10 protein-coding genes are annotated in these 14,966 nt (G+C 38.3%); 7 read left to right on the top strand and 3 right to left on the bottom strand.

Going from position 1 to position 14,966, the window contains the following annotated elements; all coding sequences use genetic code 11:
* The 3 genes from C200_RS14170 to C200_RS03640 all read right to left on the bottom strand — a co-directional run.
* The coding region (locus C200_RS14170; protein WP_033923661.1) for a protein kinase domain-containing protein at window positions 1-948 on the bottom strand (948 nt) is incomplete at its 3' end.
* Window positions 949-1,251: 303 nt separating this feature from the next.
* Window positions 1,252-3,333, bottom strand: coding sequence for a protein kinase domain-containing protein (locus C200_RS14760; protein WP_016210676.1), 2,082 nt, complete (start codon window positions 3,331-3,333; stop codon window positions 1,252-1,254).
* A gap of 455 nt (window positions 3,334-3,788) precedes the next feature.
* Window positions 3,789-5,048 (bottom strand): 6-phosphofructokinase, encoded by a 1,260-nt coding sequence (locus C200_RS03640; RefSeq protein WP_016210671.1) that lies wholly within the window; start codon window positions 5,046-5,048, stop codon window positions 3,789-3,791.
* Between the two features lie 132 nt (window positions 5,049-5,180).
* On the opposite strand from C200_RS03640, the gene C200_RS03645 reads away from it, so the two are divergent.
* From C200_RS03645 to C200_RS03675, 7 genes are all read left to right on the top strand, one after another.
* Window positions 5,181-5,654, top strand: coding sequence for a hypothetical protein (locus C200_RS03645; protein WP_016210673.1), 474 nt, complete (start codon window positions 5,181-5,183; stop codon window positions 5,652-5,654).
* An 8-nt stretch (window positions 5,655-5,662) separates the two neighbouring features.
* The gene (gene mpl, locus C200_RS03650; RefSeq protein WP_016210672.1) at window positions 5,663-7,045 is read left to right on the top strand and encodes a UDP-N-acetylmuramate:L-alanyl-gamma-D-glutamyl-meso-diaminopimelate ligase; all 1,383 of its coding nucleotides are present in this window, start codon (window positions 5,663-5,665) and stop codon (window positions 7,043-7,045) included.
* Window positions 7,038-7,652: a flavin prenyltransferase UbiX gene (locus C200_RS03655; protein WP_016210677.1), complete on the top strand. Its 615-nt coding sequence runs from the start codon at window positions 7,038-7,040 to the stop codon at window positions 7,650-7,652. Before mpl ends, C200_RS03655 begins: the two co-directional genes overlap by 8 nt.
* A 79-nt stretch (window positions 7,653-7,731) precedes the next feature.
* Complete coding sequence (locus tag C200_RS03660; RefSeq protein WP_016210675.1) at window positions 7,732-8,448, top strand: hypothetical protein; 717 nt, start codon at window positions 7,732-7,734, stop codon at window positions 8,446-8,448.
* 167 nt (window positions 8,449-8,615) lie between these two features.
* Entirely contained in the window at window positions 8,616-10,940 is a 2,325-nt protein-coding gene (locus tag C200_RS03665; protein ID WP_016210679.1) for a methyl-accepting chemotaxis protein, read from the top strand.
* Between the two features lie 675 nt (window positions 10,941-11,615).
* Window positions 11,616-13,376, top strand: a complete 1,761-nt coding sequence (locus C200_RS03670; protein WP_032126420.1) for a hypothetical protein — start codon at window positions 11,616-11,618, stop codon at window positions 13,374-13,376.
* Window positions 13,377-13,579: 203 nt separating this feature from the next.
* Window positions 13,580-14,671, top strand: coding sequence for an ABC transporter substrate-binding protein (locus tag C200_RS03675; protein WP_032126421.1), 1,092 nt, complete (start codon window positions 13,580-13,582; stop codon window positions 14,669-14,671).
* Window positions 14,672-14,966 lie beyond the last annotated feature (295 nt).

Here is a 14,966-nt window from a genome sequence, read left to right on the forward strand (position 1 = left end):
GCGATTTTGCATCATTGGATGTGCAAAATACCTACCGAGGTAGCGACGCTTACGTGTGTGCTTTATTTTACCATCTTCGGTATCTAGTAGTGCATATAGAAGTCCATTTTTTGATATAATATCATCATTTAAAATGTATTCATGGTGGTCTCTACTTTTTTTAGCTTTTTGTGTATATGTTTTAAATTTCTTAGGTAAATATAAAGTTCTTAATAAAGCAAAAATATCTAATGCTTCTTTGCTAGCACTAGCATAATCGACAGATAAATAACTGCTTGTGCCTTTTCTATGCGTTAATCTACCTGCCAAGCTCTTTGAAAAGCCATAATCAATTAAATGAACTTGACCTTCATGATCAATGCAAATATTACTAGGTTTTAAGTCTAGGTGAGCATAGCATGTGTGACTACGTGACTGTGTACCTATGTGCAGATGATGAACCGCTTGCGATACTTTAATCGCTAAATCTAGCCGTTCCTCTTCTGTGAGTCTATTTTGCCTTAAATATTGGTCAAGGGGGAGGCCTAAAAAGCGATAAACTTGATAACATTTACTATTGCTTTTAAACATTTTTTTTGCTGCATCAAGATCACAAGCAATCTCACTTTCTTTTAAGTCTTTGCCAATCTCGCAAGATTCTTTAATTGCCCATACTTGACCGTCCTTTGTCTGACCGAATGTTACTAGATTACGGGGTGTTTTTCCTAAAAGATAACCATTTGACTTGACAAAAATTTCTCCCTTATTCCCAAGTAAATAACGATGAGTTAAATAAACCTCTTCATTTGTTTTAGGGTCTTTAAAGCTAATTTTGTGTTGGCCATGCTTAGGGTTTAATTGAGTTCCTGGTGCTCGCCCTGCTAAATATTTTTTAGCAATTCGCCATTCAGCTGCTTGCTGTTCTGCAGCAGTTCTGTTTTCTTGGGATTCCCATACAATTTTTGGCATACCTTTAACTCTCAAGTTAACAGACTTTATATTTTTTTATAAAAACAAAAATATTTTATTTTAAAAAATAATCTAAAATAAGATACCCAACAAATTATATTTTAATTATTTATTCTTTAGCTGTTCATTCGGATCTTACTGTATTATTTGCCCTTGATATAGAATGGTGAAAATAATTTTTTTGTTTTAAGTTAATATAAAGCCTAATAAAAATTTACTCAAATCATATTTGTATATTTACAAAACTAATTTAGTTTAAGTGATTTGACTTTTTAAAAATAGAATAGAGTTGCCTTGAATATATCAAGGCAATTGACTAATCCTGTCGTATACTGCTTGCGTTTTAGGGTCTCTATACGTGGCGAAAAATAGGTTCGAATTCTGTCCTTCTGCTTGTTGTTGGCTACTACTTCTAAGGCGTGCTTGATCTGTTGATTTAGTTAAAGCAGCACTTACATCTTTCATCCAATAAAAATTACCCTGTTTATCAATAATTTCAAGCCATATACTGCCAATACCGCGGGGCACAAGTTTTGATTGTCCTTGGCAGTTAACGGTTATCCCTCCTGCAAACAGACCGCGAACTTTAAGTCGATCTGAGGCAATTTCATTAGACAAGTCATCATAAATCTTGCGCAGCTTTAATAGGCTAGGTAAGTCATCCTGAAAGCGTTGAGGATGGTCAAGTGCTCTAGCTAGATCGCTTGCTTGATTCAATCCAAGATCTTTTAATTGCTGGCAATACTCGCCAAATCGCTGAGGGTTATTAAGCATAGGCCGAATATAGATTTCCTGATTAAGCCCAAGGGTTTCTAAATGTTGATAATTTTGTTCAAATCGTTCAGGATTATTAATAATCTCTTCAATATAATTACGCGAGTTAAGCTTAAGATCTTTTAAACGTTGGCAGTTATATGCAAATTGATCATGTTGATCAAGCGTGTATTTAAGGTATGCAGCTTGGTTTAACCCAAAGGATTTTAAATACTGATAGTCCTGGTTAAATTGTTCAGGGTTGGCAAGGACTTTTCCAATATAAATAGACTGATTTAGTTCATATTGATTTAGTGTTAAAAATTTATTAGCGTGCTCTTTAAGTAGATCTATTGACTCACGCTGCTCAAGCAGGCATTTGAGATATGCAGCTTGGTTTAAGCCAAGGGATTCTAAATACTGATAGTCTTGACTAAATTGTTCAAGGTTAGCAAGGACTTTTTTAATATAAATAGGCTGGTTGAGGTCGAACTGATTTAGTATTAAAAATTTATCAGTATACTCTTTAAATACACTGACTAAATCACGCTGCTCAAGCATGCATTTAAGATATGCCGCTTGATTTAAGCCAAGAGACTCTAAAAGCTGCGAGTCTTGCTCAAACTGCTGTGGATTAGCTGTCACTTTCTCAAGATTTTCACTTGAATGTAAGCCATATTTTAATAAAATTAGTTGGCATGCGATATCAAGCGCTGATAGGTTAACCACTTCCCCTTTGGTTGTATCTAATAATTGGGATAATGTAGAATTTTGACTTAGAATTGTACTGCTAAATACCCATTGAGTATTAAGCTGCTGTGCAGCAGGCCCTCTGTTACGGACTTTCCCTAGTCCTTTGAAGCAAAGTGGTAAATATAAGCTTCTTAGTAAAGCAATAATATCAAGCTCTTCCTTGCTCGCTTCAGCTACAGAAAAAGGCAAATAAGCTGGAGAGCCTTTTATTTCGTTATCAAGTTTTCCAGGTAAAATCTCTGATAAGCCATAGTCAATTAAGTGAAGCTCACCAGAGTCATCGATACAGAAGTTTTCTGGCTTTAAATCTAGGTGAGCATAAGAAGTCTTTTCTTTCGAGTATTTCCCTGTATGCAAATGGTAAATTACACGTGCCATTTTAATGGCAAGATCATATTGCTGCGCTTGCGTTAGGCTTTGTTTTGCTTCTTTTAAATATTTATCAAGCGGAGTTCCTAGAAAATAATAAACTTGATAATGCTTGCCCTGATATTTAAAGTAGTTCTTTGCTTTACCTAAATCTACAGCAATCTTGCCTTCTTGTGAGTTCTTTGGCTTTTCTGATGATTCTTTAATCGCCCACATGTGGCCATCTTCTGTCTGGCCAAACGTAACCTCCCCACAAATACCTTGGCCTAAGGCTTGGCCATTGAATTTAACAAAAATCTCTCCTTCATGCCCTATCAAATAACGATGAGTAAGTGTGATCTTTTCTCCTGTTTCAGGGTCCTCATATGCTTTTACTTTTTTTCCAGATTGTGGATTAAGTTGAGTTCCTGGTGGTTTTCCAGTTAAATGCTTTTTGGCAATGCGCCATTCAGCTGCTTGTTGTTGCTCAGCTGTTCTATTTTCCTGAGCGAGCCATATAACTTTTGGCATATGATTATCTAAACCTCTAAACTAACCGTTAATATTGTGGTTATAGAAAATAAAAAACACATAATTACTGTGTAGATTTACATAAAAAAAATAGAAAATACAATGAGAATTTAATATGGTTAATTTGAATTTAAAATATTTTATAAATGTAAAATATATAGCGGCATGATTTTATTGTTTTTTTTGAAAATAAGGATAAATTAATTAAAGAGACATGAATAAGATTAATTAAATTATTATATGGAATTATTGAAAAATGCTAGGGTTGATTTAGTTTTTATTAAATGGAGAGGTACAAGATTAGGTGTTAATTTTTTGCTCACATATAAATTTTGATATGGTTAAGGTATATATGGAATTAATAGATTCTATATACTTTAAAATATAAGTTTTTTAATAAAAAAAATACCAGCATATGCTGGCATGAAATTAATATTTTTATTTTTTTTTAAATTTTATATTTCAAATGGACTTAGTTTAGGTGGGATGGTTTGTTTTTTTAAGCGTGCATACACAGGTAAGCCATTTTTAAAAGGTGGGATACACTCACCGGCAATAAGTGGCGACATGTAGTCACGGCAAGCCTCAGTAATATGATAGCCATCTTCACTGATAAATTCTTTTGGCATAAATTTCTCATGGTTGGCAATGTCATTGAGGCAGACTTCACCCACTTGCCATTGATAAGGCGAGTTGCTGGTGCGTTCGATGGCGAGCATGATATTGTCTTTTTCGGCAATAACAGCTTCAACGGCGGCTTGGCCAATGGCATACGCTTGTTCAACATCGGCTTTAGAACCTAGGTGACGGCCTGCACGCTGCAGATAGTCGGGTAAAGCCCAGTGATATTTATAGCCTAAATTATGTTTAATGAGTGCTGCGACCTTACTGGCTATGCCGCCAAGTTGCACATGACCGAAGGCATCGATAGAACTTGATTTAATTAATAGATCGCCATGTTCATCACGTAAGCCTTCTGAGATCGCTATGGTACAGGCTCCATGGGTTTGTACAACTTCTTTTACTCGTTGTAAAAAACGCTTTTCATTAAAGGCGATTTCTGGGAAGAGAATAATATGAGGAGCATCACCGTCTTGCTCTGCGGCAAGGCCTGCGGCAGCAGCGAGCCAACCGGCATTACGTCCCATAATTTCCATTAAGAACACTTTGGTTGAGGTGCGGGCCATGCCGGCGACGTCCAAGGCTGCTTCTTTGATGCTGGTTGCGATATATTTAGCTGCTGAGCCGAAACCTGGACAGTTATCGGTGTGCATCAGGTCATTATCGATGGTTTTAGGTAGGCCAATGCATTTGAGTGGATAGCCGAGCTTTTTGCTCATGATGCTGACTTTATTTGTCGTATCTTGTGAGTCACCACCGCCATTATATAAAAAATAGTGAATGTCATGGGCTTCAAAGACAGAAAAAAGGCGTTGGTACACCTCATCATTTTGGCCGATAGGAGGTAGTTTATAACGGCATGAACCAAAGGCGCTGCCAGGAGTATGATAGAGCTGACGTATAGTTTCAGCACTTTCTAAGCTGGTATCGATTAACTCTTCAGCAAGTGCACCGATGATGCCATCATGGCCAACAAATACATTATTAATTTCCTCTTTTTGTCTTGCCGTTTCAATAACACCACAGGCCGTGGTGTTAATAACGGCCGTTGCACCGCCTGATTGTGCATAAAAAAGATTTTTACTATTGTTCATCCTCACGCTATCCTCATCGTTGAGCTTTGACTTTAAATGTCTTTGATTTTATGGGCATTTGCACTGCTTGACTAACCAGGTATGATAAGCCTGTTGTTAGTTATAGTCAGACAAGTCTAAGGCATTTTATAAATGATGCAAATTATTTGGCGTTTATGTACTTTTCGAGCAGGTCCGCAAGATATTGTTTATTCTGTATTTGGATTGCAGCTCATTTGTGTTATCCACTTTATTTCACAATGGGGCTGGCTGAGCTTACGGTTACCGTTGCTGCATAGCGCCTTGGTTGCTTTGTTTTCAGCTGCTTTGCTATTAGCTCTTCCTTATCTGGTGGTAAATAGTGCTAAGTATGCTGGGCGGTTTTTGCAAACGGCCTTGGCACTCCAGTTGGTCAGTTGTGTATTACATATTTTATTATTGGCTCTGTTTTTATTGCACTCACCTTTGGTGTTATTAAATTATTATTTAATATTTTCATTTATTTGGGGGGCAGCCTTGTTCAGTCATATTATTAAAGAGGCGATTGTAGTAAAGCTGTGGCAGGCGGTATTAATTGTCTTGATTTATTTTATTGTACGCACAGTCAGTGTTATTGGGTTGATGTAGGAGCAGTTATGCATATTCATATCTTAGGGATTGCAGGGACATTTATGGGGGGAGTGGCTCAACTGGCACGGGCTAAAGGGGTGACAGTCACCGGAGCGGATTTGAATGTTTACCCACCGATGAGCACTCAGCTTGCTCAAGCTGGGATTGCGGTGACCGCAGGGTATGATGATGAATTTTTAAAGTTAACCAAGCGGCCTGATTGTGTCGTGATTGGTAATGCCTTATCGCGTGGTAACCCGGCCGTTGAGGCGACTTTAAATGAAAATATGCCGTATTGCTCTGGTCCTGAATGGTTGGCTCGAGAAGTTTTGCATGGGCGTCATGTTCTTGCTGTTGCGGGCACACATGGTAAGACGACGACCAGCAGTATGCTGACATGGATTTTAGAGCATGCAGGGCTACAGCCTGGTTTTTTAATTGGCGGGGTGCCGAAAAATTTTGGTGTTTCCGCGCGTTTAGGCCAAGGGGAGTATTTTGTTGTCGAAGCAGATGAGTATGACAGTGCATTTTTTGATAAGCGCTCTAAATTTGTTCACTATCAACCAAAGACGCTGGTGCTTAATAATTTAGAATATGATCATGCAGATATTTTTGATGATTTACAAGCCATCATGCGCCAGTTTCATCATTTAGTGCGTACAGTGCCAAGTAATGGCAAAATTATTGTCAACAGTATCGATGAGAATTTGCATACTGTGCTTGAGATGGGCTGTTGGAGTCCGAGAGTATCCGTGGGTTTACAAGCGGGAGATATCACCGCAGAAGTGATTCAGGCTGACGGTAGTCATTTTGAGGTAATCTGTCATGGCATGCGCTATGAAGTGAACTGGTCATTGATCGGCCAGCATAATGTGATGAATGGCCTGGCGGCAATTGGTGCCGCTTTACAAGTGGGTGTTGATTTAAAACACGCCTGTGAGGCATTAACTTTATTTCAAGGTGTAGAGCGGCGCTTGCAGGTATTTGGTCAAAGTCAAGGGGTAACCGTGTATGATGATTTTGCCCACCACCCGACTGCGATTGCGACAACATTGGAGGGCTTGCGCCACCGTGTAGGTACAGAAGGTCGTGTGATTGCGGTATTTGAACCGCGTTCGAATACATTTAAAATGGGGGTGCATCAAGATAATTTAGCTGCGGCATTTTCATGTGCAGACCGGGTTTATTTTTATCAGCCGACCGGATTGTCTTGGCAAATTGCGGATAACTTAAAAAAAGAGGAGCAGTTTAATTATCGTGTGCGCCATTCTATCGATGAATTATTGCAAGCACTGACTGATGATGGTTTAAAAGACCATGACCATGTCGTGGTGATGAGCAATGGTAGTTTTGAGCAGTTTCATCAGCGCTTGTTAAATCAGTTAGAACTTGAATGTGAAAATGCTTAATTTTAAAAAGAAAATTATTTTAGCCGTGACAGGGGCATCCGGTGCGCCCTATGCATTGCGCTTATTAGAGCACTTAGTTTTAAGTGGCGTGCAAGTGTCTTTTTTAATATCACCGGCAGGTGCGCTGACGATTAAAGAAGAGTGTGATATACACTTGCCAGCTAAGCCTGAGGTGTTACAACAACGCTTAACAGAGCTAACCGGTGCAACAGCGCAGCAAATTTTGTGTTATGGGCGTAATGATTGGTTTGCACCGATGGCCAGTGGTTCAGCAGCCTTTGATGCAATGATCATCTGCCCATGTACTATGCGTGCATTAGCTGCAGTTGCTATGGGTCTGAGTGATAGTTTGATTGAGCGTGCCGCCGATGTCATGCTGAAAGAACGTCGTCAGTTGATCTTAGTGCCACGGGAGATGCCGTTGTCGGTGATTCATTTAGAGAATATGCTTAAATTGGCACGTGCGGGTGCTGAGATTATTCCACCGATGCCCGGTTTTTATTATCGTCCTGACTCGGTTGATGACTTGATTGATTTTGTCGTCGCTCGACTATTAGATCGACTGGGCCTTGCGCACTCATTGGGACAGCGTTGGGGGGAGCGCTGAGCTGCTTCGCTCTAATTTAACCCTTTGCAGACAATGTAGTATGCTTAAATTATAAGAAGTCGTCTTGCAAGGATGCATTATGGTGGTCGACTCGGTCTTAGAGAAACAGGATATCGAATCTAGACGCACAGCATATCAGTTTGTTTCATGGTTTGAAGAGCAGTTAAGTCAGCTTCAGCAGGTGGCAACACTGAAGCCGTTGGATAATCAGCCTATTCCCATCTCCAGAGCTTTATCTAAGCCGTTTTGGGAAGAGGTTTTTTATTTATATCACTTTGTTAAGCGTTTTTTTTCTTCGCGACATGATTTATTTATAGAGCCGCGTTTAGGTGGGCAGAATTATGATGCATTGATTACTGAGCTTGTTAATCATCAGCACAAAATTGTGCATAAAGTTGAAATTACCTATGCAGTTGATGGTCATGTTGCGCGTTTACAAACGCGGGCATATTTAGAGCGTCGGTTTTTCAGTAGTTTTCGTTTTAGCAAAGGACAGCGACGCAAGCGTCAGTATGTCTTAGCAAAAGGCAGTCTGGCCTCAGAGGAGATGGTCAGTGACAGTGTTCGGCGTATTCATCGAAATGTGCTTAAAAAAATTAATAAAAATTATCCTAAGGGCTATATTTTACTGGTTGGTTTTGATGATGGGCTGCTGGAGCATCATGGTGATATTGTGAAACAAGTAAGGCCTGTTGACTATCAGCATGATTTTAAGGGGATCTATTTAGTTGGACGCGGAGGTCAGGTGTCGACTTTGCAAGGATGTAGTCCGCGGCGTTTATTTAAGTCATTTTAAAGATGATTAAATATGTTATTTTAACTTTGTTTTTTCATGTGAAAATCATAAGGTAAAATCGGTATTTTAATCTGCGCCTTTATGTTTATGAGTAAATTTACGTTAAAATGCAGTCAGTTTGACTAAACTATGTAGTTAAAGAATCATAGTGAGTCAAGGTGTTCCTAATGAGCATTAAAGGAAAGTTAATTCTTGCTTTTGCTGTTGTTGCCTTTTTAGCGACAGTAGTGTCATGCTTAACCGTTGGGATTATGGGGGCGAGTGTCAGTAAACAGGCGCTTTCAGAAGAAGTAAAAAGTAAGCTAATTTCTGTACGTGATTCCCAACGTTCTAAAATTCAAAGCTATATCAAGCAGATATTAGACCAAACCAAGACGCTAGCCGATAGTCAGATGACTATGAATGCAATGGCTAAATTTAGCGCAGGTTTTCAGTATTATGGTGAGGATATTGATGCCAATAGTTCATTAAAAGAAAAATTATCAAGTTATTATATTGATGAGTTTGAAAAAGAATATCAAGCATTAAATAATGGTGACAAGATTGCTTCAACAGATTTTCTTAATCAGTTGACTCCCAATCAAATTGCAATTCAGCATGCTTATATTAAAGCTAATTCAAATGCTTTAGGGGAGAAGGATAAATTAGTTAAATCCTCAAATGGAACTGCCTATGATGATACTCACGCTATTTATCATAAACATTATCGTAATATTCTTCAGACCTTTGGCTTTTATGATATTTTTTTGGTGGATGCGCGTAGTGGTGAAATTGTTTACTCAGTATTTAAAGAGCTTGATTTTGGAACGTCTTTGAAAACTGGGCCGTATGCGAATACTGGAATTGGTGATGTATTTAAAAAAGCCAATGTGCTAACTAAAGGCGAGACGGTAGTGACAGATTTTGCACCTTATCCGCCGTCTTATGATGGTGCAGCCGCTTTTTTTGCATCGCCGATTTTTGATGCGTCAGGGAAAAAACGGTTAGGTGTACTGATTTTTCAGGCGCCGGTTGATGTTATTAATGATGTGATGACGTTTAGTGGTAAATGGCGAAATTTTGGTTTTGGTGATAGCGGTGAGACTTATTTAGTAGGCCCAGACAACAAAATGCGCAGTATCAGTCGTTTTCTATCAGAAAGTCCTAAAAAATATCAAAGGATTATGAAAAAATCAGGTATGGACCCAGAAGAAATTCAGTTGATTTTAGCGAAAGGAACAACCTTGGGGTTGCAAGAGGTGAACACCAAAGGCGCGAAAGCCTCTTTAGCTGGGAAGTCGGGTTTTGGTGAGTTTTTGGATTATCGTAATATTCCAGTGCTTTCAGCTTATGCGCCACTGGATATTCCCGGCTTAAACTGGGGAATTTTAAGTGAAGTGGATGTAAAAGAAGCATTAAAAGATTCAGATGCATTGCAAAGCAGAATTATGTATACCGGTATTATTGTGGCGATTATTGTATTGGTTGTTGCAACGATTATCGCCTATATTATTGCTGATATGTTGAGTAAACCCATTAAAAGATTGTCTCAATTTATTAATGAAGTGGGTGATAAACGGGACTTAACGCTTGAAGTAACGATTCATCAAAAAGATGAAATTGGTGCGATGGCCTTAGCGATTCGCAGTCTGTTTAGTCAGTTCAGAGAATTTTTTGCGACGACAAATTCTTCTGCTTCAGAAATGGAAGGCTCATCTAAAAATTTATCTAGCTTAATTACTAATACAACGGATGTTATTGAAAGCCAAAAAGGTGAAGCGGATAATGTCGTTGTCTCTATGAGCAAGGTGGCAGCTTCAGCAAAAGAGGTTGCTGATAATACAGTAAAATCTTCTGAAGTCGTCGAGCGTGCCCGCAATAACTCTAAAAATGGTCATGAGGTAGTCACGCAAACGGTATCAACGATTAATACCTTATCTTCTGAGGTTGATAAATCTGTCGAAGTCATTAATGAATTGCATACACATGGTGCTGAAATTGATTCGATCTTAGGGGTGATTCGTGGTATTGCTGAGCAAACCAATCTGCTTGCACTAAATGCGGCGATTGAAGCGGCACGTGCCGGTGAGCAAGGTCGTGGTTTTGCGGTGGTTGCTGATGAGGTGCGCTCTTTGGCGCAACGTACTCAACAGGCAACAATTGAAATTCAAGATAAGATTGAGCGTTTGCAACATGGCACAGAAGCGGCAACATCAACGATGCAAGCACAAAAGTCACAAATGGAGCGCTCAGTGGAACTTGCCTCTAAAGCAGGAAAATCGTTAGAGGAAATCAGTGAGGATATTAAGCTCATTTATGAAGTGAACCAGAAAATTGCTGTTTCTGCTCAAGAGCAGCAGAAAATGACAGATTCGATGAATAAACGTGTTGAAAATATCAGTAAACTAACTGAGGAAGTGCTAGATAGTGCGCAAAGTACCTCAGTATCAAGTGATCGTGTGGCTGAAATTTCAACTAACCTAAAACAACTTACTGAGCAATTTAAAGTTTAGTTCCAGTCATTAAATCGAGAATAGAAAAAACATGTTATTTTATAAAATGGCATGTTTCTTTTTTTTCAAGAAAACCCTATGCAGTAAGAGTTATGTTAATAAAAAAGTGAGTTAATCTTCCATATAAAATGTGTTTAATCAATTTATTTTTTTATTTTTTCATAAAAAATATCAGCTAAATAAAGAGGGTTCTTAAAGAGAAATTTACATTTTAGTATTATTTTTAAAGTAAATTTTAAATATAACGCTGAGTTTATCTAAGATAGAATAATCTTTTACCTAATTTAGGGACTCTTCTAATGGATTATGCTAAAGAGCAGGGAAGTCATTTAAAAATATTAATTTTTATTATGACTGATATGGCTTATCGCTTTTGACCTTTATTTTAGGTTGTATAGTTTTGGTTCGATTCAGTCAAAATTGTAAGGTTATTTTAAAACATAATTAATAATATGCTTAGTTTTATCGCAGTGAATTTGAAAGAAAGTATTTATAATTTTTGTGTTAATGACATAAAAAACAATGTAATTATTTTGGTAATAGTAACTTGACCTTTATTAATTATAAAAAATCAAGGTAACAATTATTGATATTCAATAAATATGTTCTGGATTGTTTTGTTAATTGAAAAATTTACTACTTAATGAAATAAATTGCTTAATATAAGGGATTAATATGCCAGCAATAAAATTTCCTGATCGAAAAATATTCAATGATCTGACTTATTTTGAAAGTGCTTTAGAAGAGTCAGGGAGACATTGTGTCTTTGAGGTTGTAGCATTTATTGACCGAGCACGCAGAATGCAAGCAGCTTTTATAGAAGCGCCTTATTTCCCAATTGAATTTCCAGAAATTTCGAGTGGCAGTTACAGTCTCCCTCAGAGCACTATCGGTGATCTTCCTGAGCTTATGGCTTACCTGTATGATATTTTTTTCTCAGAAATGGCGCCACTGCAAGTCAATTTGCCCGATCAAGCACAAATGCTTACTGAGATGACGCGGACGCCTGAAAATATAAGAAGGCCATCTGAAATGGGGATGCCGGTACTTGACCTTGATTTTGAAGAAGACCGTTTTGTTGAGATGTCTTCTGATGATGAGGGAGCTGGACCTGGATCTCGAGTTAAACGATCACGGCCATCAATGGTGATAAGGCCAGCATTACCTAATGCTCAGCCTTCCTTAGCGGAAGTGTCGTCAGCAAGGCCTGTTGCGAAAGAATCTCCTCCCTTGAGAGCAAGGCCTGTGCTGTCCCCTGAGGCCCCTTCTTTTTCCTTGCGTGAAATAGCAGAAGACCAATCGACCACAGATAGGCCATCTGATGCTGAAATGCTTGCTCAAGCAGTACAGTTAGCACCTAGACTGGATATTTATGGTGCATCTTTAACTGAGACTTCCTTGCCATTATCAGCAGACTCAAGAGCTGCCCATATGGTTGACTCTGTTTCTGCAACTGCCGTAACAGGAGCGCATGAAAATGCAAGAGTTGATGAATCAAGGTTGAGTCTTCAAGTTCATGCATCATCTTTAACTGAGAGTCCGCCTTTTTTGCCGTCAGTAAGAAGAGGGGTGGGTCTTGATGGTCTGCCTTCTCCTTTAGCTGATAGCTCCCCTCAATTGGCGGTAAGTGCTGGGCGAGCTCATGTTCCTTCTTTATCTTTAACTGGAATCACCGAAGAGTCTGAAGGTGGAGGACCTGATCAAGCCAGACCTAAACTAGATCCTACAGGCAGATCTTTGTCGTCAATGGCTGCAGAAGCACTTCCTCCGTTGCCAGCAAAGCGAGGAATATACCCTTCCCCCTTAGCCGACAGCTCCCCTCAGTTGGCGGTAAGTGCTGGGCGTGCTCACGTGCCTTCTTTATCTTTAACTGGAATTACCGAAGAGTCTGAAGATGGAGGACCTTCTCAAGCCAGGCTCAGGCTAGATCCTACGGGTCGATCTTTATCGTCAATGGCTGTAGAAGCATCTCCTCCGTTGTCAGCAAGGCGAGGAGGAGCGAGTATGAGCCTTGATGCGCGTTTTGCAGCGTTAGCTGGTGGTGGCGAAAATTTATCTGCAGATGAAAAGCCTTATCAGCCAACTCAGCCTTTGCCTGATGTTTTAGAAGATCTAGCTGAAACAGGTGCTGAAAGTTCACCTTCGTTATCAGCAGCAAGGATGCCACCGCTTAGTCTTGCTAATGCTTCATCTGTTTCGGTTACTTCGGTGGTAGTGGCAAAGCCATTTCGAGAAGTGACCTCTGTAGAGGAATTAGCCGATTTTATGACAGCAGCTTTAAAACATTTAACTTTGCCATATCAGTTAAAAAGTACACGCCGGCGAGAAGCCTCATCAACCCTATTTGCTGATCATGCCGCTGAAGAAGAAGCGGTAGCAGCAGCACCTAATCCGCCAACGCCTAATGGAGAGTGCTGCTGTTGGTTCTTTAGTTAAAATCTTGTTTAGATTACAGTGTGAAATAGCAGCCTTTAAATAAAAAGGCTGTTTTGAAATTAAATTAAATTTATTTTTTATGTTTATTAATAATTATAATTATTAATGTCTTTTTTAAAAATTAATTTTATCAATAATACGGCTTAGGTTTCGAGCAGCTATGCTTATAGGTTAAGTATGGCCATTTTTATTTTTGGTGATCTATGCGTAATTACTTTAATTTTATTTTTTTTGTTTTTAGTGTTTTATCTCAGACTGCTTTGGCAGGTCAGTCTTTTAATGTCACTTTTATTAATCCATCGAATGATACGGACTCTTTTTGGAATAAAGTGACCGAAATGATGAAATATGCTTGTGAAGATTTAAATTGTAATTTAAATGTGATGTATTCGTCACATCGCAATCATTTATTAGCGGTGAGCCGGCTAGATGAATTACCAAAATTTACTGATTATATTGTTTTTCAATCAACAAAAGGGAATGGCATTGAGATTTTAAAAAAGGTAGAAAGAAAGAAAATTAAAAGCTTTATGTTTAATGCCGTGTTAAGTGGGGAGCAGCAGGACCAGTATGGTGAACCGCGCTCTTACTTTAAATATTGGTTAGGGCAGATGTTTCCAGATGATAAAAAAGCGGGTTTTAATACGGCAATGGCGCTGGCTAATGAAGGAAGAAAAATATCAGGAGGTAATAATCTAACTATTATTGCCTTTAATGGAATCCCTTCTGATGGTGCAGCCGTTGAGCGCATGAAAGGTCTAGAGGACTACATTCGGAAAAATTCAGATAGCAGTATTCAGCAAATTATTTCAGCACGGTGGTTAAAAGATATTGCGGAACAAAAATTTAATTTACTTCATAAGCGCTATCCTGATATTCAGTTATTTTGGGCCGCTGGCGATGCGATGGCAGAAGGCGTGATTGCCGGTGCTGAAAAAATGGGATTGACTCCGGGTAAAGATATTTTAACGACAGGAGTAGATTGGAATAATACAGCGATTAAAGAGATAAAGCAGGGTAAAATGGTTGCTAGCGCGGGTGGGCACTTTATGGAAGGCGCTTGGGTGATGGTATTATTAGCAGATTATCATAATAAAATAGATTTTAAAAAAGAAGCCCTAACATTTAAGTCAGAAATGTCATTATTAACGAGTAAAAACATAGATCTGTATATAAATAAATTTCAAGGAAAAGATCTAGCAAAAATAGATTTTAAGAGGTTTTCAAAGTTTTATAATAAAAATTTAGAAAAATATGATTTTAATTTTGATAAGGTATTGGAACAGTTGGAGTAGTTTAGTTGAGTGAAGCTTTAGATTGGTCTTTGTTAAACAGGCTGTATACCTAATATTTCTAGCAGTTAAGTCAGAAATGTCATTATTAACGAGTAAAAACATAGATCTGTATATAAATAAATTTCAAGGAAAAGATCTAGCAAAAATAGATTTTAAGAGGTTTTCAAAGTTTTATAATAAAAATTTAGAAAAATATGATTTTAATTTTGATAAGGTATTGGAACAGTTGGAGTAGTTTAGTTGAGTGAAGCTTTAGATTGGTCTTTGTTAAACAGGCTGTATACCTAATATTTCT

The sequence above is a fragment of the Piscirickettsia salmonis LF-89 = ATCC VR-1361 genome (genome assembly GCF_000297215.2).
Lineage (GTDB): Bacteria > Pseudomonadota > Gammaproteobacteria > Piscirickettsiales > Piscirickettsiaceae > Piscirickettsia > Piscirickettsia salmonis.